Annotated in this window: 19 protein-coding genes and 1 tRNA gene; 8 read left to right on the top strand and 12 right to left on the bottom strand. The window is 59.3% G+C overall.

Annotation, left to right across the window (positions count from 1 at the left end):
• Positions 1-25 precede the first annotated feature (25 nt).
• A complete protein-coding gene (locus BLR63_RS21755) occupies positions 26-1,030 on the top strand; it encodes an AraC family transcriptional regulator (RefSeq protein ID WP_010565395.1) in 1,005 nt (334 codons plus the stop codon).
• A 37-nt stretch (positions 1,031-1,067) separates the two neighbouring features.
• Here the strand turns inward: BLR63_RS21755 and BLR63_RS21760 are convergent, their stop codons facing one another.
• A complete protein-coding gene (locus BLR63_RS21760; protein ID WP_010565394.1) occupies positions 1,068-1,433 on the bottom strand; it encodes a response regulator in 366 nt (121 codons plus the stop codon).
• 38 nt (positions 1,434-1,471) lie between these two features.
• A complete protein-coding gene (locus tag BLR63_RS21765) occupies positions 1,472-2,158 on the bottom strand; it encodes a Crp/Fnr family transcriptional regulator (protein ID WP_010565393.1) in 687 nt (228 codons plus the stop codon).
• 83 nt (positions 2,159-2,241) lie between these two features.
• Between BLR63_RS21765 and BLR63_RS21770 the strand changes: the two genes are divergently transcribed.
• Positions 2,242-2,766: an Mpo1 family 2-hydroxy fatty acid dioxygenase gene (locus tag BLR63_RS21770; protein ID WP_010565392.1), complete on the top strand. Its 525-nt coding sequence runs from the start codon at positions 2,242-2,244 to the stop codon at positions 2,764-2,766.
• Positions 2,767-2,877: 111 nt separating this feature from the next.
• Here the strand turns inward: BLR63_RS21770 and BLR63_RS21775 are convergent, their stop codons facing one another.
• From BLR63_RS21775 to dibA, 6 genes are all read right to left on the bottom strand, one after another.
• Positions 2,878-3,858 carry a sulfate/molybdate ABC transporter ATP-binding protein gene (locus BLR63_RS21775; protein ID WP_010565391.1) on the bottom strand — a complete coding sequence of 327 codons (981 nt, stop codon included), beginning with the start codon at positions 3,856-3,858 and terminating at the stop codon, positions 2,878-2,880.
• A 3-nt stretch (positions 3,859-3,861) separates the two neighbouring features.
• Positions 3,862-4,734 (bottom strand): sulfate ABC transporter permease subunit CysW, encoded by an 873-nt coding sequence (cysW, locus tag BLR63_RS21780; protein ID WP_010565390.1) that lies wholly within the window; start codon positions 4,732-4,734, stop codon positions 3,862-3,864.
• Between the two features lie 13 nt (positions 4,735-4,747).
• Entirely contained in the window at positions 4,748-5,566 is an 819-nt protein-coding gene (cysT, locus tag BLR63_RS21785) for a sulfate ABC transporter permease subunit CysT (RefSeq protein ID WP_010565389.1), read from the bottom strand.
• 151 nt (positions 5,567-5,717) lie between these two features.
• A complete protein-coding gene (locus tag BLR63_RS21790; RefSeq protein WP_010565388.1) occupies positions 5,718-6,728 on the bottom strand; it encodes a sulfate ABC transporter substrate-binding protein in 1,011 nt (336 codons plus the stop codon).
• 178 nt (positions 6,729-6,906) lie between these two features.
• Positions 6,907-7,089: a sulfur starvation response protein OscA gene (gene oscA, locus BLR63_RS21795; protein WP_010565387.1), complete on the bottom strand. Its 183-nt coding sequence runs from the start codon at positions 7,087-7,089 to the stop codon at positions 6,907-6,909.
• A 207-nt stretch (positions 7,090-7,296) separates the two neighbouring features.
• A complete protein-coding gene (gene dibA, locus BLR63_RS21800; protein ID WP_010565386.1) occupies positions 7,297-9,216 on the bottom strand; it encodes a phosphodiesterase DibA in 1,920 nt (639 codons plus the stop codon).
• A gap of 166 nt (positions 9,217-9,382) precedes the next feature.
• On the opposite strand from dibA, the gene desA reads away from it, so the two are divergent.
• On the top strand, positions 9,383-10,567 hold the full coding sequence (gene desA, locus BLR63_RS21805; protein ID WP_010565385.1) for a delta-9 fatty acid desaturase DesA: 1,185 nt from the start codon (positions 9,383-9,385) through the stop codon (positions 10,565-10,567).
• A 188-nt stretch (positions 10,568-10,755) separates the two neighbouring features.
• Positions 10,756-11,757, top strand: a complete 1,002-nt coding sequence (locus BLR63_RS21810; RefSeq protein WP_010565384.1) for a sensor domain-containing diguanylate cyclase — start codon at positions 10,756-10,758, stop codon at positions 11,755-11,757.
• A 2-nt stretch (positions 11,758-11,759) separates the two neighbouring features.
• Here BLR63_RS21810 and BLR63_RS21815 read toward each other — a convergent pair whose 3' ends face one another.
• The 3 genes from BLR63_RS21815 to gabD form a co-directional block, all read right to left on the bottom strand.
• Positions 11,760-12,968, bottom strand: a complete 1,209-nt coding sequence (locus BLR63_RS21815) for an HDOD domain-containing protein (protein ID WP_010565383.1) — start codon at positions 12,966-12,968, stop codon at positions 11,760-11,762.
• Positions 12,969-13,108: 140 nt separating this feature from the next.
• Positions 13,109-14,386 (bottom strand): 4-aminobutyrate--2-oxoglutarate transaminase, encoded by a 1,278-nt coding sequence (gene gabT / locus BLR63_RS21820; RefSeq protein ID WP_010565382.1) that lies wholly within the window; start codon positions 14,384-14,386, stop codon positions 13,109-13,111.
• Positions 14,387-14,568: 182 nt separating this feature from the next.
• The gene (gene gabD / locus BLR63_RS21825) at positions 14,569-16,011 is read right to left on the bottom strand and encodes an NADP-dependent succinate-semialdehyde dehydrogenase (protein WP_010565381.1); all 1,443 of its coding nucleotides are present in this window, start codon (positions 16,009-16,011) and stop codon (positions 14,569-14,571) included.
• Positions 16,012-16,383: 372 nt separating this feature from the next.
• On the opposite strand from gabD, the gene BLR63_RS21830 reads away from it, so the two are divergent.
• Positions 16,384-16,460 (top strand) — tRNA-Arg (locus BLR63_RS21830).
• Positions 16,461-16,568: 108 nt separating this feature from the next.
• Positions 16,569-18,431 carry a site-specific integrase gene (locus tag BLR63_RS21835; protein ID WP_042946924.1) on the top strand — a complete coding sequence of 621 codons (1,863 nt, stop codon included), beginning with the start codon at positions 16,569-16,571 and terminating at the stop codon, positions 18,429-18,431.
• Between the two features lie 144 nt (positions 18,432-18,575).
• On the opposite strand, the gene BLR63_RS21840 is transcribed toward BLR63_RS21835, so the two are convergent.
• Positions 18,576-18,920: a hypothetical protein gene (locus tag BLR63_RS21840; RefSeq protein ID WP_010565379.1), complete on the bottom strand. Its 345-nt coding sequence runs from the start codon at positions 18,918-18,920 to the stop codon at positions 18,576-18,578.
• A gap of 391 nt (positions 18,921-19,311) precedes the next feature.
• Here BLR63_RS21840 and BLR63_RS21845 point away from each other — a divergent pair, with 391 nt between their 5' ends.
• Both BLR63_RS21845 and BLR63_RS21850 read left to right on the top strand, forming a co-directional pair.
• The gene (locus BLR63_RS21845) at positions 19,312-19,935 is read left to right on the top strand and encodes a recombinase family protein (protein WP_010565378.1); all 624 of its coding nucleotides are present in this window, start codon (positions 19,312-19,314) and stop codon (positions 19,933-19,935) included.
• Positions 19,936-20,238: 303 nt separating this feature from the next.
• Positions 20,239-20,673 (top strand): hypothetical protein, encoded by a 435-nt coding sequence (locus BLR63_RS21850; protein ID WP_010565377.1) that lies wholly within the window; start codon positions 20,239-20,241, stop codon positions 20,671-20,673.
• The last annotated feature ends 1 nt before the right edge of the window (position 20,674 follow it).

Below are 20,674 nucleotides of genomic sequence, written 5' to 3' on the forward strand. Positions count from 1 at the left end.
CTGTTGACCGCAAGCGCCAATCGCCATGAACGAACCCACTTCACTCGCCAGCTGGACCCGCGCCCTGCGCAAACAGCTCGACGCCCTGGGCCTCGACAGCGCGGCGCTGTGCAAGCAGGCCGGGCTCGACCCGCAATTGATGGACGATCCGAATGCGCGCTATCCGCTGTCGGCCACATCACGCCTGTGGGCATTGGCGGTGCAGGTCAGCGGCGATCCGGCCATCGGCTTGCGGGTGTCACGGTTTGTCAGCCCCACGACCTTTCATGCGCTGGGTTATGCGCTGGTGGCCAGCGGCAGTCTGCGCGAAGTATTCGAACGCATCGTGCGTTATCACCCGGTGGTCAGCGATGCCCTGAAGCTGGAGCTGAGCCGCGAGGGCGAACGTTACCGCTTTCGCCTGCTGCAACCGCCGGGCAGCCCAGCGCCGGCGCTGGAGGCCATCGATGCCTTCGCGGCGATCTACGTGCGCACCTGCCGCAATCGCCTGGGCCGCGATTACGCGCCGCTGGCCGTTTACCTGCGACGCCCCGAACCCGTGGACCCCACGCCTTGGCACACAGTGTTTCGCGCGCCGCTGTTTTTCGGGGCCGAGGAAGACCGCCTGGAATTCGCCGCCCGCGACTTCGACAGCCACCTGGACGACGCCAACCCGGAACTGGCCGAACACAACGAAACCGTGCTCAAGCGCACCCTCGCCCAACTGCAACCGCTGACCTGGGAACGTAAGGTCCGCGCGGCCATCGAGGCGCAATTGCCCGACGGCGAGCCGAGCGCCGAACGGATAGCCCAGGCGTTGCACTTGAGTGTGCGCAGCTTGCAGCGGCACCTGGCCGATGAGGGCTGTCGCTTCGATGCGCTACTCAACGACTGTCGACAGAACCTGGCGTTGCAGCACCTGCGCGACCCGCAGTGCTCATTGGCCGAGGTCAGTCATCTGCTTGGGTTTGCCGACACCAGCAGCTTCAACCGGGCGTTCAAGCGCTGGACCGGAATGACACCTGGGCAGTTTCGCGAGGGCTTGCGGTAGGGGGTGTTTTGCCGACGCCGAGCACACCCCGGATCAATCAGCGCCCACGATCGCGGCGCAATAATTTCCTGGCTCGCGCCACCAAGGTCTTGGCCTCGAACGGTTTGAGCAAATAATCATCCTCATGCAACTCCAACCCGCGCAGACGATCCTCAATCCCGCCCGGCGTGGTCAGGAACAACACCGGCGTGTTCCCCTGCTGCCGGATCGACTGCTGCAACGTCCAGGCATGCAGGCCGGGCAGCATCACGTCGAGGATCACCAGGTCGTACTTGGCGCTTTCGACAAACCGCTGCGCCGCCATGCCATTGGCGGCGACTTCCACACTGTAGCCGGCCTCGTTCAAGCCCTGAGCCATCCGCAGTGCCTCTTCGGATTCATGTTCCACTAACAGCACGCGCATAACACACCTCGATTGATCAAGCCGGCAGTCTAGCCCCTTCAGGTCTGCGCCGCCTGCCGCAACCGCTGGGCATCGAGGATTTCGATCTCGCCATAGCCCAGGCGCACGATGCCCTGGGCCTGCAGGTCCTTGAGCAACCCGTTGGTGGTCTGGCGCGACAGGCCCAACATCGCCGCCAGGTCTTCCTGGGGCAGTTGCAACACGCGCTTGGAATGCTCGGTATCGCCGTAGCCCTCGACCATCATCAGCAAACGGTGGGCAAGGCGCGCCGAAGCCGGCATCAGGCTGAGCTGTTCAAGCCCGATAAAACTCAGGCGCAGCTTGTGGCTCATCAACAACGCCAAGTCGCGCCAGTATCGCGGGGTTTCATCGAGGAGGTTCAACAGCGCCTGCTGCGGCACCTGCAACAGCGTGCACGGCCCGACCGCGCAGGCGTCGTGGGTGCGGGGCAAGCCGTCGAACAGGCAGATTTCGCCGAACCAGTACGGCCACTCCACCAAACTCAGCACGGCCTCCTTGCCCTGTTCATTCACCGCGCTGACCCGCAGCGTGCCGTCGAGCACCGCGTACAAGCCACAGGGTGGATCGCCGCGCTTGAACAGGTATTGCCCCGCCGCGAGCGGGCGCAGTCGGGCATGGGCCAGCAGGCTATGCTGAAACGGTGCGGGCAGGTGACGGAACCAGTGGCCGGTGGCCAGCCGGGCGTGCCATTGCGCTGGGTTCATGAGCACTCCAAAGATTGTCGCCCAGCTGACAGTTAGGCACGGGCTGACAGGGCATGATCAAACATCCTACAGGAGGAACAACAATGAAAAGCCTCGTCGACCACCTCAGTCAATACGCCGCCTACCACCGCGACCCGCGTAACATCGCCAGCCACTTTATTGGCATCCCGTTGATCGTGGTGGCCGTGGCCGTGCTGCTGTCACGCCCCGCCTGGGTAGTGGGCGGGCTGTGGATTTCCCCGGCGCTGCTGGTCGCGCTGTTATCGGCGTGGTTTTACCTGCGCCTGGAATGGGCACTGGGTGTGCTGATGACAGTGCTGATGGGCCTGTCGGTGTGGGCCGGGCATGCATTGGCGGCGCAAAGTACGTCGCTGTGGCTCGGCAGCGGCATTGGCATGTTTGTGGTGGGCTGGGTGATTCAGTTTGTCGGCCACTACTACGAAGGCAAGAAACCCGCGTTTGTGGATGACATCTCGGGGCTGATCGTCGGGCCGTTGTTTGTGGTGGCGGAACTGGCGTTTCTGCTGGGGTTGCGGCAGGACCTCAAGCAGCAGATCGAAGCGCGGTCGGGGCCGGTGCGTAGCCGCAAGAAAAACGTCACGGCATAAACCCTTGTAGGAGCGAGCTTGCTCGCGAAAAACGCAAGAACACCGCGTTAACCCAGAATGCCCGCGTTATCGTTGACGCTCTTTGCGAGCAAGCCCGCTCCTACAGGGGGGTTAGGCTTTTTGCCAGACCTTGGGTTTGAAGAACAGGGTCTCGCCCCGCACCAGGCCGATCAGGCTGTCGTGGTCTTTCACCACTTCGGCTTCGATCAGCTCGCTCTGGCCTTCGACCTTCAACGTCACCCGCGTGGTGGCGCCCAGCGGGCGGATATCGCGCACTTCGGCCGCATGGTGGTCTTCCAGTTCATGGCGCGACAGCGACACTTCGTGGGGACGGAACAGCACGTGGTTGTCATCCCCCAAGTGCAGGCGGTTGGAGTCGCCGAGGAAGTGGTAGACGAAATCGCTGGCCGGGTTTTCGTAGACGTCGCCCGGTGAGCCGATCTGCTCGATAACGCCCTTGTTCATCACCACGATACGGTCGGCGACTTCCATGGCCTCTTCCTGGTCGTGGGTCACGAACACCGAGGTCAGGTTGATGTCTTCGTGCAGGCGCGCCAGCCAGCGGCGCAGCTCTTTACGCACCTTGGCATCGAGGGCGCCGAAGGGTTCGTCGAGCAGCAGCACTTTGGGCTCCACCGCCAGGGCACGGGCCAGGGCGATGCGTTGGCGCTGGCCGCCGGAGAGTTGTTCCGGGTAGCGGTCGGACAGCCAGTCCAGTTGGACCATGTTCAACAGCTCATGGACTTTGGCCGCGATCTGGCTTTCGTTCGGGCGCTGGTTTTTCGGCTTCATGCGCAGGCCGAAGGCGACGTTGTCGAACACGGTCATGTGGCGGAACAACGCGTAATGCTGGAACACAAAACCGACGTTGCGATCACGCACATCGTGGCCGGACACGTCTTCGCCGTGGAACACGATGCTGCCGGTATCCGGGGTTTCAAGACCGGCGATGATGCGCAGCAAGGTGGTCTTGCCGCAGCCGGAGGGCCCAAGCAACGCCACCAACTCGCCACTCTGGATGTCCAGATTGATGCTGTTCAGGGCCTTGAAGGCGTTGAAGTTCTTGCTGACATTACGGACTTCGATCGACATGACTTATTCCTCACCGGCGCTTTTGCGCAGGCGGTTGATACGGTTCTCGCTCCACTGCTTGAGCAGCAGGATGAAGAGCGCCAGGATCAGCAACAGGCTGGCCACCGCGAACGCGGCAACGTGGTTGTATTCGTTGTAGAGAATCTCGACGTGCAGCGGCAGGGTGTTGGTCACGCCGCGGATGTGGCCGGACACCACCGACACCGCGCCGAACTCACCCATGGCCCGCGCAGTACACAGCACCACGCCATAGATCAGGCCCCACTTGATGTTCGGCACGGTGACATGCCAGAACATCTGCCAGCCATTGGCGCCGAGCAGGCGCGCGGCCTCTTCTTCCTGGGTGCCCTGCTCCTGCATCAGCGGGATCAGTTCGCGGGCCACGAAGGGCACGGTGACGAAGATGGTCGCCAACACAATGCCGGGCAAGGCAAACACGATCTGGATGTCATGCTCCTGCAGCCACGGGCCAAACAAGCCCTGGGCGCCGAACATCAGCACATAGACCAGGCCCGCGATCACCGGCGACACCGAGAACGGCAGGTCGATCAGCGTCACCAGGATGCTTTTGCCACGGAACGAATACTTGCTCACGCACCAGGCGGCGCTGACGCCGAACACTACGTTGAGCGGCACCGAAATCAGCACGGCGATCACCGTGAGTTTCAGCGCCGACAGCGCGTCCGGTTCAAGGATCGCGGTGAAGAACGCGCCGAGGCCATTCTTCAGGCCCTGGGACACCACGATAAACAGCGGCAGCAGCAGGAACAGGAAAAACACCAGCCAACCCAGGCCGATCAGGATACGTCGCGACACCGCGCTGCCACGACGGGCAGCGTTGGCCGAGGACGCGGCGGAAATAGACGATTGGGACATGTTCCGCGCCTCCTTATGGACGTTCGATGCGCCGCTGCAGCAGGTTGATCAGCAGCAGCAGGACAAAGGAAACCACCAGCATCAGCACGCCGATGGCCGTGGCGCCGCGGTAGTCGTATTGGTCGAGCTTGACCATGATCAGCAGCGGCAGGATCTCGGTTTTCATCGGCATGTTGCCGGCGATGAAAATCACCGAACCGTACTCACCGACGCCACGGGCAAACGCCAGGGCGAAACCGGTCAGCCAGGCAGGCAGCAAGGCGGGCACGAGGATGTAGCGGAACACCTGCAACGGCTTGGCGCCCAGGCAGGCGGCGGCTTCTTCGACTTCCCGGGGGATGTCGGAGAGCACCGGCTGCACCGTGCGCACCACAAACGGCAGCGTGACGAAGGTCAGTGCCAGGGTGATGCCCAAGGGGCTGTAGGCGATCTTGAAGCCCAGGTCGGCGGCGAACTGACCGACCAGGCCGGTCGGCGTGTACAACGCGGTCAGTGCGATACCGGCCACGGCCGTGGGCAGGGCGAACGGCAGGTCGATCATCGCATCGATGATCTTGCGGCCGGGGAAGGTGTAGCGCACCAGCACCCAGGCCAGCAGCGTGCCGATCACACCGTTGATCAGCGCCGCGTACAGCGCAGTGCTGAAGCTCAGTTTCAATGCCGCGAGCACACGCGGTGCGGTGACGATGTTCCAGAACTGATCCCAGGTAAGTTGGGCGGCGTGTACAAACATCGCCGCGAGGGGGATGAGTACGATCAGGCTGAGGTACACCACGGTGTAGCCCAGCGTCAGCCCGAAGCCGGGTATGACGGGGGAAATACGACGCGACATAAGAGTCCTTGGTTAACGGGTCTGACACACAAAACCCTGTAGGAGCGGGCTTGCCCGCGAAAAACGTCAACGATAACGCGCACATTCTGGGGGCACGCGGTGCCTGGACCTTCTTCGCGAGCAAGCTCGCTCCTACAGAGGGCGGTGTTGGTTATTGCGCCGAGTAGATCTGGTCGAACACGCCACCGTCGTTAAAGAATTTCGGCTGGGCAGTTTTCCAGCCGCCGAAGTCTTTGTCGATAGTCACCAGGTCCAGTTTCGGGAACTGCTGGGCGTATTTGGCGGCGATTTTCTCATCGCGTGGGCGGTAGAAGTTCTTCGCCGCAATCTCCTGGCCAGCCGGGCTGTACAGGTGTTTGAGGTATTCAGTGGCGATCTCGGTGTTGCCCTTTTTCTCGGCGTTCTTGTCGACCACGGCCACCGGTGGCTCGGCGAGGATCGACAGGGACGGCACAACGATGTCGAACTTGTCGGCGCCGCCATCTTCTTTCAAGGCCAGGAACGCCTCGTTTTCCCAGGCCAGCAACACGTCGCCCTGACCGTTGTTGACAAAGGTAATGGTCGAACCGCGCGCCCCGGTGTCGAGGACCGGCACGTGCTTGAACAGCGCCTTGACGTATTCCTGGGCCTTGGCTTCGCTGCCACCGGTTTTGAGGCCATAGGCCCAGGCGGCGAGGAAGTTCCAGCGCGCACCGCCGGAGGTTTTCGGATTAGGCGTGATCACCGACACGTCTTTCTTGATCAGGTCACCCCAGTCCTTGATGCCTTTCGGGTTGCCCTTGCGCACCAGGAACACGATGGTCGAGGTGTACGGCGTGCTGGCGTCCGGCAGGCGGGTTTGCCAGTTTTCCGGCAGGGTCTTGCCCAACTTGGCGATTTCGTCGATGTCGCCGGCCAGGGCCAGGGTGACCACGTCGGCACGCAAGCCGTCGATCACCGCCCGGCCTTGCTTGCCCGAACCACCGTGGGATTGCTGGATCTTGACGGTGTCGCCAGGGTGGGACTGTTTCCAGAAGTTGGCGAACTCAGCGTTGTAGTCCTGGTACAGCTCACGGGTTGGGTCGTACGAGACATTGAGCAACTCGTAGTCCTTGGCAACGGCGGAACCTGCAAACACGGCACTGGCCAGTGCGGCCAGGGCATAGCGGCGAATCGACGACATAGAAGGCTCCTGAAATTCTTGGGGTGTTGACTGACGACTGTAGGAGCGAGCTTGCTCGCGAAAAGCTGGAAGGCAACGCGTTGCACCTGATGCGCAGCGTCATCGTTGACGTCTTTCGCGAGCAAGCTCGCTCCTACAGGGGCATTTCTTATAGTGATGGGTCTATCGCCGTTCCTGCTCAGGCCGGTTTGTTACCCGGGTTCTGCAAACGGAATTTTTCCTTGCGTTCGATCTGTACCACTTGGGCGTTGTGAACAGTGATTTCCACCGCGCCAAACCGCAGATCGCGCAATGCACTCTGGATCTCACGCAAAATCGCTGCTTCGTCCTGGCCGTCAACGCTACGTAGAGATGCGCTCATAGTCTCGCTCCTGAAATGAATAGTGCCTCGCAGTGGCGGCACTGCTTGCGGCGTGAGGGCGATAGTAGATAAGCGCGGATATTCTTAAAAATACTATTTAAGAATGTTTATATAACCAGAAAGAATTTTCTGTGGGGGCGAGGGGTTGCAGCACTTTCGACCCTGAAAATAATCACGGCCCCTGTGGCGAGGGAACTTGCTCCCTCGCTACAGGCTCTGGCGAATGATAGGGACGTTGGTCCAATCGATGTCAATGGCCGGCATCGGTCGCCCGAACCAGTATCCCTGGCCCATATCGCACGCCAGGTCCAACAGGAATTGCGCCTGCTCGACCTGCTCGATGCCTTCGGCCTGCACCTGCATGCCCATGCTTTTGGCCAGCGCGATCACCACGCGCACGATGGCGGCGTCGTCTTCGTCCCATGGCAGGCCGGCGACGAAGCCCTGGTCGATCTTGAGTTTCTGGACCGGCAGGCGCTTGAGGCGCAACAGGGAGGAATAGCCGGTGCCAAAGTCGTCGATGGCCAGGCGCAAACCCAGTTCGCGCAGGCGGTGCAGTTGTTCCAACGCCACTTCGGGGTCATCCATCACCGCGCTTTCGGTGACTTCCAGCTCCAGAAACGTCGGGTCCAGGCCGGTATCGTGCAGCACCTTGGCCACTTGCTCATAGAGTTCGCGCCGGGCAAACAGGCGGCTGGATACGTTCACGGCGACAAAGCGCACGGGGACGCCGTCGGCCAGCCACTGACACATCTGTCGGCAAGCCTGGTTCATCACCCACCCATCGATATCGGCGATCAATCCCGTGCGTTCAGCGATGGGGATAAACTCGCCCGGCGGTACCAGACCGCGCTCCGGGTGTTGCCAGCGCACCAGCGCTTCGACGCCGACCAGGCGGCCGTCGTGCAAATCGTGCACCGGCTGGTAGTAAACGCGCAGCTCCTCCTGCTGGAGCGCGCGACGCAACTCGCCGGCGATTTCCACGCGGTTCTGGGCGTGGGCGGTCAGTTCCTCGGTGTATAAGGCGTAGCCTTCGCGACCGGCGCTCTTAGCCTTGAACAGCGCGGAGTCGGCATTACGCAGCAGTTGCTCGGCGCTCAGTGCGTCATTGGGAAACAGGCTGATGCCAATGCTGGCGCTGACAAACAATTGGTGACCATCAAAGTTGAACGGCTGCTGCAGTGCCGCGAGGATGCGCTGCGCCAACGCCGCCGCCTGCACCACCTGCGTACAACTTTCCGCGAGTACCGCGAATTCGTCGCCTCCAAGGCGCGCCAGGGTCACACTGGGGCCCAGCAACGCCTGGAGCCGTTCGCCCGCCAGCTTGAGCAACTGGTCGCCGACGTTATGGCCAAGGCTGTCGTTGATGATCTTGAAGTGGTCCAGGTCCAGCAACAGCAGGGCACAGCCGCGCTTTTGAGTTTGCGCCAAGGCCAATGCCTGCTTGGCGCGGTCGGTGAACAGCAGGCGGTTGGGCAGGTCGGTCAGGGGGTCGTGATGGGCCAGATGGGCCAACTCGTGCTCAGACTCTTTGATGGCGCTGATATCGGAAAATACGGCGACGTAGTGGCTCAGATGGTCCTGGTCATCGTAAATCACACGGATGGTTTGCCACTGCGGGTAAATTTCGCCGCTTTTACGCCGGTTCCAGATTTCACCGCTCCATTCGCCGGTGCGTTGCAGGCTCTGGAACATCTGCTGGTAGAAAAGCGCGGAGTGTCGACCGGACTTGAACAGGCTGGGCAACCGCCCCAAGACATCTTCGCGCTGGTAACCGGTGATCTCTATAAAAGCCCGATTGACATGCACGATCAGCCCCCTGGCATCGGTGACCAGCACGCCTTCACGCGTGCAATCGAAGACCGCGGCTGCCTGGCGCAAACGCTCACGGTTTTCCTTGAGGGGCTGCTGTAACTCGCTGGCACGGGCAAAACGAGCGCCCATGAAGTAAATGACCAGCGCGCTGAGGGTCACCCAGACATACCCGCGCACCTGCAGCCAGTGTCCCAGCTCGCTCGGTTCATCGAAAAAGCTGATCAGTAATTGGTTGCTGAGCTGAAGCCACACAACTGAAATCAGCAGGTATACCAGACCCGTACGCAGGGCACTTCGGTATGAAAACAGCATATGGTCATTAATCCTTACCTAAAAAACAGAAATGCCCTACGAAGGCTGCGGATTATAGAATAAGAAACATCCGGTCACTCCTATCTGAAAGGCCGGCTGGTTTTCTTTGTAGGCTTAGTGATAATGCGTGAGCTGTTCTTTTCTTTATCTGAGGGCCATACAGCCTATGTGGTACAACGGTTTTCTTGACTTGTCAGCCTGGCAACTGGTGGCAGTCACTCTGTTGATGACCCACGTGACCATCGTTGCGGTCACCGTCTATCTGCACCGCTATTCAGCCCATCGCTCCCTGGAGCTCAATGCCGGACTGAAACACTTCTTCCGCTTCTGGCTGTGGCTGACCACGGCACAGAACACTCGCGAGTGGACCGCCATCCACCGCAAGCACCACGCCAAATGCGAAACCGTCGACGACCCGCACAGCCCGGTCATCAAAGGCCTTTCCACCGTGTTACGCAAGGGCGCCGAACTCTACCGCGCCGAAGCAGAGAACCCGGAGACCCTGCGCATCTACGGCAAGAACTGCCCGGACGACTGGATCGAGCGCAAAATATACACCCCTTATCCGCTGCTGGGCGTGGCGATCATGGGTGTAATCGACCTGCTGCTGTTCGGCACCATCGGCATCACCATCTGGGCGATCCAGATGATGTGGATTCCATTCTGGGCCGCCGGCGTGATCAACGGCCTGGGCCATGCCATCGGCTACCGCAACTTCGAATGCCGCGATGCGGCCACCAACCTGGTGCCATGGGGCATCATCGTCGGCGGCGAAGAGCTGCACAACAACCACCACACCTACCCCAACTCCGCCAAATTGTCGGTGAAGAAGTGGGAATTCGACCTTGGCTGGGCATGGATCAAGGTGTTCAGCTTCCTGCGCCTGGCCAAGGTGCAGCGCACCGCACCGATCGCCCACCGCGTGGAAGGCAAGGGCCACCTGGACATGGACACCGCCATGGCGATCCTCAACAACCGGTTCCAGATCATGGCCCAGTACCGCAAGCTGGTGATAGGCCCGTTGGTCAAGCAGGAACTGGAAAAGGTCGATCACTCGGTACGCCACCAATTCCATCGCGCCAAGCGTTTGCTGTCGCGGGAAACCAGCCTGCTGGATGACCGTCACCACCTGCGCATCCAGAGCATGCTGGAGCACAGCCAGGCCCTGAAAGTGATCTATGAAAAACGCCTGGCGCTGCAACAGATCTGGCTCAAGACCAGTTCCAATGGCCACGACATGCTGGCAGCCATCAAGGAATGGGTGCATGAAGCCGAGGCCAGCGGCATCCAGTCGCTGCGCGATTTTGCCCACCAATTGAAGACCTATTCCCTGCGTCCTGCAGCGGTCTGACACCACGAAGGGAGGGCTTGCCCTCCCTTCCACCCGCTTTTTGACGTCATTTCTCAGACACCGGCAATCGGTCCTGTTGACGGAACTTCACTGCAATTCACCTCTCTCAATGAACACTTCGCCATCATGGTGGCCCCTTGTAGTGACCGCTGCTAAATCCCGCGGCGCGCCCAGAGAGAGTTGTGCCGATGGTTCACGAAAAGTCCTGCTTGATCGATGTCCCGACAGCCGAACATCCTCGCCCGGCAGCAGCGGCGACCCTGCTGGAGCTGATGCATGCCCAGGGTGAAGTCGAGCGGCTGAGTGAACGTGAGCAGCTGTTGAGTTCGCTGCTGATCAGCGTGAATGCCGTGCTCTGGGCCATCGATTGGGAGACGCGCCGCGTGCTCTACGTGAGCCCGGCCTACGAGCGGGTATTCGGGCGTTCCGCCAGCCTGCTGCTGGCCGACTATCGCGAATGGCGCAACAGCATCCACCCCGAAGACCTCGACTACGCCGAACGCAGCCTCGCCCGCGTACTGGAGCAAGGCACCGTGGAAGACCGCGAATACCGCATCATCACTGCGGATGGGCAGATCCGCTGGCTGAGCGACAAGTGCTACATCAACCAGCAGGTCGAGCCTGGCAAGCCGGTGATCGTGGTGGGCATCGCCGAGGACATCACCGAAAAGAAACAACTGGAACTGGAGCTGCATCGCCTAGCCACCACCGACGTGCTGACCCAGACCAGTAACCGCCGGCACTTCTTCGAATGCGCCAACCAGGCCTTCGACACGGCCTGCGCCCAAGGCGCGCCGTTGGCCTTCCTGCTGCTGGACATCGATGACTTCAAGGAAGTCAACGACTCCTATGGCCATCTGGAGGGCGACCAGGTACTGCGGCGTATCGCCGAGAGCGGTCGCGGGATATTGCGCCGTGGCGATCTGTTCGGACGTATTGGCGGCGAAGAGTTTGCCGTCGTGCTGCCCGGCTGCGTACCCGAGATGGCATTGCTCGTGGCAGAACGCCTGGGCAAAGAGATTCAAAACCTGAGTTTCAACTACGAGGGCCAAGCGTTCGGCGTGACGATCAGCCAGGGCCTGGCCAACCTCACCGAGCAGGACACCACCCTGGACAACCTGTTCGCCCGCGCCGATACAGCGATGTACGAGGCCAAGCGCCTGGGCAAGAACCGCGTGCTCGCCGGCTGAGGCTAGGCTTTGCGCACCCGCATCAACTCGGACAACCCCACTTTCAGCAAGCGCGCGGTCTTGCTCCTGGCCAGTGCTTCCAGCCCTTCATATTCGGTCAAGCGCGCCATTTGCGCCGCCAGGTTCACCACCAGCGCCTCCCGCGAATACACCCCACCTTCCAGGGAATAGATCGCCGCAATCAACTGGCGCAACTCCAACGGCAAACGCCAACGGGCGCGCAGGGACGAGCCATAGGCGGCACCAAAGGCATAGAGGGATTCGCCGATGACTTCGTCATCCAACGCACCGCCGCCCTGACGCCAGTCTTCCAGGCAGCGCAACAACGCCAGGTCGCCCAGACGGTGCAGGATACCGGCGCTGTAGCAACGCTCCTGGTCCAGCTCCAGCAGGCGCGCCAGGCGGCGGGCATGCTCGGCGGTGTCCTGGGACAGTTGCCAGTGACGCTCGGCGTAAGCCACCAGCGCCGGATCGCCCAGCACCACATTGTGCTTGAGGGCCATGCCGAGGATCAGGTTCATGCTTTGCCCGGCCGCCAGCGTGTGCATGGCGGCCGCCAGGGTTTGCACGGGGGTGCCGTGATTGCCGGCGCTGTTGGCGGCGGCGATCAGCACGGCGGTGATTTGCGGGTCCATGCGCACTTGGTCTTCCAGGCGCTTGAGATTCAGGCCATCGGGCCCAAGGCTGCGGTCAACGGCAGCCTTGACGTCGACCCACAACGGCGCACCATCGCACGCGTCGCGGCGGCGCTCCAGAAACCCCGACAAGCTCATGCCGGGCGCCAGCGGCGGTATCTCGCAATACACGCTTTCGCCTTCGTTGAGCAGCAGGTCTTGCAGACGCTGGGTCAGGCCTTCCATGTTCAAGGGTTTGGTCAGGTAGGCCGTGGGCGCCAGAGGCAGCACTTCGCGCACACTGGCGCTGTCATTGCGGCTGCTCAGCAGGATAAACGGCAGCGCGGGAGAGCGGCGTTTCTGACGCACGTTGCGCAGCAGGCTCAAGCCGTCGATGCCCGGCAGCTCCCAATCCGCCAGGACCAAATCGTAGGCCTTTTCGCGCAGCAGCGTAGCGGCCTGCTGTCCATCGCCGCACACATCCAGCCGTGCGTCGCAGCGTACCGCCAATAAAACCTGTTTGAGCAGGTCCCGTGACCAGGGGTCTGCCTCGGCAATCAGCACTCGGGGTACAGCCGGTAAATCAACAGCACTCATCCAGCACGCTCCATCGGCAATGCCTGCACCTTAGACATAGCGCCGCCCGCTGACAATGAACCTGGCCTGAATGTGCTGCAAAGTGCACAAAAAAACCCCGCCGAGGCGGGGTTTCTTCTGTCGAGCGGATCAGATCGAGCTTACAGCTCGGAGAAGCACTCTTCGAGGATCGCCAAACCTTTGTCCAGTTGCTCGTCCGGCGCAGTCAGCGGTACCAGGACGCGCAGCACGTTGCCGTAAGGACCGCAGGACAGCAGGATTAGGCCTTTTTCACGCGCCTTGGCCACCACGGCGGCGACGGCAGCGGCGTTTGGCTTGTGAATGTCACCGCCTTCGAACAGCTCGATCGCGATCATCGCGCCCAGGGCACGCACATCGCCGATCACCGGGTACTTGGCCTGGATAGCCTTGAGGCCGGTGACCAGACGCTCGCCGACAGCCTTGCAGCGCTCCAGCAGGTGCTCTTCTTCGAACACTTCCAGTACGGCCAGGGCCGCGGCGCAAGCGATCGGGCTACCGGCGTAGGTGCCGCCCAGGCCGCCTGGTGCGATGGCATCCATGTATTCGGCCTTGCCGCACACACCGGCCAACGGGAAGCCGCCAGCGATGGATTTGGCGAAGGTGGTCAGGTCGGCGGTCACGCCCATCTGTTCCATGGCGAAGAAGGTACCAGTACGGCCGGCACCGGTTTGCACTTCGTCGGCGATCAGCAGGATGCCGTGCTTGTCACACAGTTCACGCAGGCGCTTCATGAAGGCTTTAGGCGCGACGTAGAAACCGCCTTCGCCCTGTACCGGCTCGATGATGATGGCGGCGATATCACGTGGCTCGGCATCGTTCTTGAAGATGCGTTCGATGCTGGCGATGGAGTCGTCGACGCTCACACCGTGCAGTTCGTTCGGGTACAGCGCACGGAAGATACCGCCTGGCATCAGGCCCATGCCGGCCGAGTAAGGCACGACTTTACCGGTCAGGCCCAGGGTCATCAGGGTGCGACCGTGGTAAGCGCCGGTGAACGCGATCACGCCGGTACGGCCAGTGGCGGCGCGGGCGATTTTCACGGCGTTTTCGACAGCTTCGGAACCGGTGGTGACCAGCAGGGTTTTCTTGGCGAAATCACCTGGGACCTTGGCGTTGATTTTTTCGCACAGTTCCACGTAGGGCTCGTAGGCCAGTACCTGGAAGCAGGTGTGGGTCAGCTTGTTCAGCTGCGCGGTCACGGCGGCAATGACTTTCGGGTGCACGTGACCAGTGTTCAGCACGGCGATACCGCCGGCGAAGTCGATGAACTCGCGACCTTCAACGTCGGTCACTGTGGAGTTCTTCGCGTGGTCGGCGAAGATCGGGTGAATCTGGCCAACACCGCGTGGTACAGCGGCTTCGCGGCGTTTCATCAGGGATGCGTTGGTCTTGCTCATAAAGTCCTCATTCGCCACTCATCGGGTGGCGCGGTCCAAGGAATACGTGGCAGGGAGGCAACTACGGCAGCATGCGATGATCGACTGCCACAGCGTTCCCGGCCGCTACGAATAACGGTGTGGAACACGCAAAGGGTCAGCGCTCTCGTGCCCTTTGCGTTTACTGCAATCTCTTGCCGGGCTTAGATGCCCAGGCAGAGGTATTTGATTTCCAGGTAATCTTCGATCCCGTACTTGGAACCTTCACGGCCCAGGCCCGAAGCCTTGATGCCGCCGAACGGTGCCACTTCGTTGGAGATCAACCCGGTGTTGACGCCGACCATGCCGTATTCCAGGGCTTCGGCCACACGGAATACACGGCCCAGGTCACGTGCATAGAAGTAGGAAGCCAGGCCGAATTCGGTGTCGTTGGACATCGCGATCACTTCGGCTTCGTCCTTGAAACGGAACAGCGGCGCCAGTGGGCCGAAGGTTTCTTCCTTGGCCACCGCAGCGTTTTTCGGCACGTTGGTCAGGATGGTCGGCTCGAAGAAGTTACCTTCCATGACCTTGCCACCGGCCAGCAGCGTAGCGCCTTTGGCCAGGGCATCAGCGATGTGTTCCTGGACCTTGGCCACGGCTTTGCCGTCGATCAGCGGGCCAGTGGTGGTGCCTTCTTCCAGACCGTTGCCGATCTTGAGCTTGGCCACGGCCACCTTGAGTTTTTCGGCGAATGCGTCGTACACCCCATCTTGGATGTACAGACGGTTGGCGCAGACGCAGGTCTGGCCGTTGTTGCGGTACTTGGAGATGATCGCGCCTTCGACGGCCTTATCCAGGTCGGCGTCGTCGAACACGATGAACGGTGCGTTGCCGCCCAGTTCCAGGGACACTTTCTTGATGTCCTTGGCGCATTCGGCCATCAACTGGCGACCGATTTCGGTCGAGCCGGTGAAGGACAATTTACGCACGATCGGGTTGCTGGTCAGCTCGCTGCCGATGTCGCCGGCGCTGCCGGAGACTACGCTGAACACGCCTTTCGGAATGCCGGCGCGCTGGGCCAGTTCAGCCAGGGCGAACGCGGAGAACGGTGTTTGCGACGCAGGCTTGAGCACCATGGTGCAACCGGCGGCCAGGGCCGGGCCGGCTTTACGGGTAATCATCGCGGCCGGGAAGTTCCACGGGGTGATCGCAGCGGTCACGCCGATCGGCTGCTTGATCACGATCAGGCGCTTGTCGGGCTGGTGGCCGGGAATCACATCACCGTAGATGCGCTTGGCTTCTTCGGCGAACCACTCGATAAAGGACGCGGCATAGACAATTTCGCCCTTGGCTTCGGCCAACGGCTTGCCCTGCTCCAGGGTCATCAAGCGTGCCAGGTCGTCCTGGTTCTCGATGATCAGCTCGAACCAACGGCGCAGCTTGTTGGCGCGCTCCTTGGCGGTCAGCGCACGCCAGGCCGGCAAGGCCTTGTCGGCGGCGTCGATGGCGCGACGGGTTTCCGCGGCTCCCATCTTCGGCACAGTGCCGAGAATCTCTCCCGTGGCCGGGTTGTTGACCTTGATGGTCTGACCGTTGTCCGCATCGACCCAAGCACCGTCGATAAAGGCTTGCTGGCGGAACAACTGGGCATCTTTAAGCTGCATGTCGGCTTTCCTTAACAGCACCGCGCGCACGCGGAGCGAATTAGAGTTGTAGAAAGGCGCCTTGTGGGCTGCCGTCAGGGAAATCAGCCCCAGCGCGCGCGATAAGTAAAAGAGCACACGGGAGACAGAGCGTTTGAAATCTCAAACGAATCCTAGGATCAATGGGGGTACAGGGCAATAGTCTGTTCGAAAAAAAGAACGAAAACCGCGCATTTGCCCGACTTTTCTGATCAGCGTACCCAGGCCCGGTTCCACGCCGCTGATCCCCACCGCCCGGCGCAGGGCTTCTATCAGGACAAATTCCTACCTGGAAACGGCCAAAGACCAGCATGGACGCCCAAGGTCGACATGGGTATGATGTCGCCCGCACAAGCATCCGTAGCTCAGCTGGATAGAGTACTGCCCTCCGAAGGCAGGGGTCGTGGGTTCGAATCCCGCCGGGTGCACCATTTTCTGTAACTGCTTGTTTGATATACAGTTATCGACAAGAGAGGGCCTGGAAGGCCAGTGAGGCACTGCATGGTGCTTTTAGGTGGGGCATCGCAACGGTGCCAACCATGCCAACCCAACCCGCATACCTCACCATCAGCCGTCATGGAACGTATTACTTTCGCGTGGTAATACCGAAGCCTTTGCGCTCTGCATTTGGCGCCCAACGCGAAATCCGACGATCCCTAAAGACAGACAGCTTACGGCTGGCGCTTCGACGCGCACGGCAATACGCTGCACGCTTTGAAGCCGCTTTTGACAAGGTGCTAGGTGTGGTTGACCAAGATGATTACGAGCCATCAGATGATGACCTTGAACTGTTCATGGAACAGCTCAACAAAGCTAGCGAAGCTGAGTTTTGGAACTCACACTCAAGCAATTCGGCTGAGCCCGTGGCAGCCTACAAATCAGCGATCACAGAAGAAGAATGGCACGAACTAGAGGCGCAGCTAAGACGCAGTGACATCGCGAAGGCGTTAACCGGCCATGCTAAGCGAACCATCCCTGAAAGGCAGCGAGAGTTCGCAGAGAGCCTTTATACAGCCAGTCTCAGCCTGCCACGCCCTCAGTTTATAAAGCTGTTGCCGAAGCTCATAGACAGCTTGGCGCTGCAACAGCTCCGCACTCCAGCTCAAGCAGGTGCGACGTCAGCTCCGCCTAGTTCGCAAACAGAGCCACCGCCAAACGGACCAACCTTATACGAGCTTTGGGAGCTTCAACGGGAAACAGAGAGAAGGCTCAATAAGAAAAAATCGCTAAGCGCACACAGAGATGAACATGGACACGCATCCAGGCTCTGCATCCTTAGCGGCAACAAACCGTTCGGCTCTCTCACACTCAAAGAAATTGACCAGCTCTACTTACTCACCTCACAGATTAAAACCGTGCGAGGCGGAACGATACCTGCACCAGGCTCCCCAATTGAGTCAATTCTGGCGAAGCCCGGCGAAGAGCGACTGCACGGCGCGACCGTAGAAAAAATGATAGTCAGGCTCGGCGTACTGCATAAGTTCGCTTACAAGAAAGGGCTGACGATAGTTGATCCGGCCATGACCGAGAAGCCAGTCGTATCCAAAAAAATCGCCCGTACCATCGAAGAGCAGCTAGACGATCTACGGCCTTTTACAAGAACAGATCTCAACGCAATTTTCTCCGGCTACCTGTACTCAGGATCCGACGTCGGTGCGATTGAGCTGGTGTTCCCTTACCAGTTCTGGCTCCCGCTGCTCGGAATTTTTACGGGCAGCAGGCTCAACGAAATTTGCCAACTTGACCTAGATGACATCGCTCAAGACGCTGAAACCGGATTATGGTTCATCAGCATTACCGACGATGAAGAGGACAAGCCCCATCCTAAAGCACTGAAAAATCAGTCAAGTCGGCGATTCGTTCCAGTTCACGAACAACTCATCGGCGCAGGCTTCTTAGACTTCATTAGCCAAGCGCGCAGTGAAGGTCGGGAGAAACTTTTTTCAGACGGACTAACGTACAACCCAACGAAAGGATGGGGAGGTAATGCCACTACCTTCTTTACTCGCATGCCCAGCAAAAGCACCCCACAAGGTGGCTACTTTTTTAACATCGGTATCCGCAAGCGATTAGAGGATGGTAAGCCGGACAACAAGAAATTTCACTCCTTTCGGCATACCTTCATCGATCTGGTGCGAAACACAGGCCTTGAAGCTAGATCCCTCCTAGAAACCTTCACCGGGCATGCCAAAAAAAGTAAGTCACAGGCCGACGACTACGGACTCGGGATCTACCTCCAAAACAAGTATGAGACGCTGCACACCGTGCAATTTCCAGCCATTCTTACGGGCATCACATACTCCGACTTTGAGAGCCGCCTGGGTCAAAAGCTACTAACGAGTGTAGAGCGACACCGAGAAAAACATGGGCTGAACCAGCGAGAAATACCTGCTGAGAGATGACTGTTATTTCGCTTCTCTATTGCGTAAGCGGAGGCTCAACGCGCCTTGACGAGGCTTTCGCGCCATTCGGTTTCGATGGCAGCTTGCTTCCCCTATGCTTCTTGACTCGCCTACCTGCGCGACAAGCCACAGCGAAAGGGTATGTCAGCTACCATCCGGCCTCAGAAAAGCTTCTTTCAGCAGTGCTGATGATGAAAGGTAAAACGAGCACTCATATTTAAAGGGGATCATCGCCCCGAAACCATTCATAAATTCAACACGCCCACTTATTAGTAGGTCTGATTTCTCAGCCTGTCCTAGAAACGCGACTTTGGATGGGTAATGAGCTTTTTCTTTCAAACCCCGCATGCAGTTATCACTCCGCTCTTTAGCGAAGGTCTCCGCCTTGTTTTTTTCCCCCAGCCAACTCGCGAATCCAACGCCGCCCAGGCAAAGAACTACCACACCTATGAAACCTAAAATCACGAGCTTCTCACGGCCTTCGTTCATTCTGAGCCTTCCTTGAATTTAGCCCTGCCAAGTACGCTGAATTCGCAGGAGACTATCGAAACACCTCTGATTCGCCAAGAAGAATCACATAGCAAATGCTCAAGAACGAACGTTGCGCCGGTCACTGAGGGCTGCGCCCTAGCTGCCCTTGGAGAAAAGCAGTATTCGGTCGAACTCCGCCGGTGCTGGCCTAGCTGCACGATACCTAACTATCGTCTATCGAAATTTGCAGATTCGATTTCATAGACAACCCTAGCACCGCTATCAATGAAGTAGACAGGTTTGATAGGGGGACAGCCTTTAGCCGAGAGCTATCAAATAACTATTGCAGATAGACTAACGATAGCATTATCATTGATCTATCGAATTTAAGTTTAAAGGATAGTCAACCATGAACGCCCACCTCTATCTCCGAGCATCCACCAAGGATCAAGACGCCAACAGAGCCAAGACCGCACTGGAAGCGTTCGCTGCGGACAAAGGGCTAGTTGTTGCGGGCATCTATGCAGAGAACATCAGCGGGACAAAGCTTGATCGTCCTCAATTACTCGCCATGCTCGAAGCCGCCGCCCCTGGAGACATCTGCCTCTGCGAATCTGTGGACAGACTCACTCGACTCTCCCAATCAGATTGGAAGTCCTTGAAAGCCACGATTGAAGCCAAAGGTTTACGGCTGGTGATTGCCGATCTACCTACCAGCCACCTGCTGGTGCAGGATACCGGCATCACCGGCCAAATCATGGAGGTTGTCAACGGCATGCTGATTGACTTGATGGCAACCATGGCGCGCCTTGACCAAGAGAAACGTGTGGAACGCATCCGTCAGGGCATACAGAACAAGCAAGCCGCTGAACCTGACTGGAAGCCCACCGGCAAGAGCAAGAACGCGGACAAGTGGAAGAAGGTCGAGAGCATCCTGACAAAGCATCCACTGGCCTCCGCTGATGAGGTTGCGAAGATGGCCGAGTGTGGCGTCGCGACGGTCTACCGCATCAAGCGCACACTTAAAGCGTGATCAGACAGATATTCAACAGAGCCCGCCTAGATGCGGGCTTTTTGCTTCAGGACCATTAGTTTGTTCAGATTGTTGAATGCCTTCGACACTGATGTCGGGCCAAGAAAAGGTGTAACGACAAAAAACCGATAAAGTACGAATAAACGCTTGCAAGCAATTGATATTTATGAAGTAAACGCTAGACGCTAAATCCTGAGCGCCATATGATCAGCTCACTGCTCCTAGAAGCAGATCAACCATAAACAAAACGAGAGTCGCACTTCATGAACGCTTACCAACGATCCAAACCTAGGAAACACCACTATGAGCACCTTAGAAGACAACGCACGTGACTTCCTCAAGAACCCAATCAGTTCCTACAGACGCCTCGCGCAACATCTGAACAACAGTAATCCCCGCACTGACGGCATCCGCTGGACGAAAGACTCTGCCTACCACCTTTGCCGGAAGAACGGCATCAGCTCGCCTAGACCTTGCCGCAACCAACCTGCAGCGAGCATCACCCAGCGCAGCCATACGCGCCAAGCCATCGCTAATTCGCTCATAGAGGCACTGAGAGCCTCCGGCACCCCGGTCGTATCGCTCTCTCCATTCCAAATTCACGACATCGCCCGCTTGTCCGGCTTTCCTACAGCCACCGTCGCAGGTAACTGGGAGAGACTCGAAGGCGAATTGCTCGCCATAGCTAAGCTACCGCCAAGACCCACCGTGCTGCGCAATTTCGATGACGAGGTGTGAC

This window comes from Pseudomonas extremaustralis (assembly GCF_900102035.1).
Classification (GTDB): Bacteria; Pseudomonadota; Gammaproteobacteria; order Pseudomonadales; family Pseudomonadaceae; genus Aquipseudomonas; species Aquipseudomonas extremaustralis.

What these genes read in the sequence shown, in the direction of transcription:
- gabT (WP_010565382.1), bottom strand. Translation starts at nt 14,386, where the DNA reads ATGAGCAAGACCAACGCATCCCTGATGAAACGCCGCGAAGCCGCTGTA.
- cysW (WP_010565390.1), bottom strand. Translation starts at nt 4,734, where the DNA reads ATGTCCCAATCGTCTATTTCCGCCGCGTCCTCGGCCAACGCTGCCCGT.
- gabD (WP_010565381.1), bottom strand. Translation starts at nt 16,011, where the DNA reads ATGCAGCTTAAAGATGCCCAGTTGTTCCGCCAGCAAGCCTTTATCGAC.
- BLR63_RS21775 (WP_010565391.1), bottom strand. Translation starts at nt 3,858, where the DNA reads ATGTCGATCGAAGTCCGTAATGTCAGCAAGAACTTCAACGCCTTCAAG.
- desA (WP_010565385.1), top strand. Translation starts at nt 9,383, where the DNA reads ATGTGGTACAACGGTTTTCTTGACTTGTCAGCCTGGCAACTGGTGGCA.
- oscA (WP_010565387.1), bottom strand. Translation starts at nt 7,089, where the DNA reads ATGAGCGCATCTCTACGTAGCGTTGACGGCCAGGACGAAGCAGCGATT.
- BLR63_RS21845 (WP_010565378.1), top strand. Translation starts at nt 19,312, where the DNA reads ATGAACGCCCACCTCTATCTCCGAGCATCCACCAAGGATCAAGACGCC.
- BLR63_RS21815 (WP_010565383.1), bottom strand. Translation starts at nt 12,968, where the DNA reads ATGAGTGCTGTTGATTTACCGGCTGTACCCCGAGTGCTGATTGCCGAG.
- BLR63_RS21755 (WP_010565395.1), top strand. Translation starts at nt 26, where the DNA reads ATGAACGAACCCACTTCACTCGCCAGCTGGACCCGCGCCCTGCGCAAA.
- BLR63_RS21835 (WP_042946924.1), top strand. Translation starts at nt 16,569, where the DNA reads ATGCCAACCCAACCCGCATACCTCACCATCAGCCGTCATGGAACGTAT.
- BLR63_RS21850 (WP_010565377.1), top strand. Translation starts at nt 20,239, where the DNA reads ATGAGCACCTTAGAAGACAACGCACGTGACTTCCTCAAGAACCCAATC.
- BLR63_RS21765 (WP_010565393.1), bottom strand. Translation starts at nt 2,158, where the DNA reads ATGAACCCAGCGCAATGGCACGCCCGGCTGGCCACCGGCCACTGGTTC.
- BLR63_RS21810 (WP_010565384.1), top strand. Translation starts at nt 10,756, where the DNA reads ATGGTTCACGAAAAGTCCTGCTTGATCGATGTCCCGACAGCCGAACAT.
- BLR63_RS21760 (WP_010565394.1), bottom strand. Translation starts at nt 1,433, where the DNA reads ATGCGCGTGCTGTTAGTGGAACATGAATCCGAAGAGGCACTGCGGATG.
- dibA (WP_010565386.1), bottom strand. Translation starts at nt 9,216, where the DNA reads ATGCTGTTTTCATACCGAAGTGCCCTGCGTACGGGTCTGGTATACCTG.
- BLR63_RS21790 (WP_010565388.1), bottom strand. Translation starts at nt 6,728, where the DNA reads ATGTCGTCGATTCGCCGCTATGCCCTGGCCGCACTGGCCAGTGCCGTG.
- cysT (WP_010565389.1), bottom strand. Translation starts at nt 5,566, where the DNA reads ATGTCGCGTCGTATTTCCCCCGTCATACCCGGCTTCGGGCTGACGCTG.
- BLR63_RS21770 (WP_010565392.1), top strand. Translation starts at nt 2,242, where the DNA reads ATGAAAAGCCTCGTCGACCACCTCAGTCAATACGCCGCCTACCACCGC.
- BLR63_RS21840 (WP_010565379.1), bottom strand. Translation starts at nt 18,920, where the DNA reads ATGAACGAAGGCCGTGAGAAGCTCGTGATTTTAGGTTTCATAGGTGTG.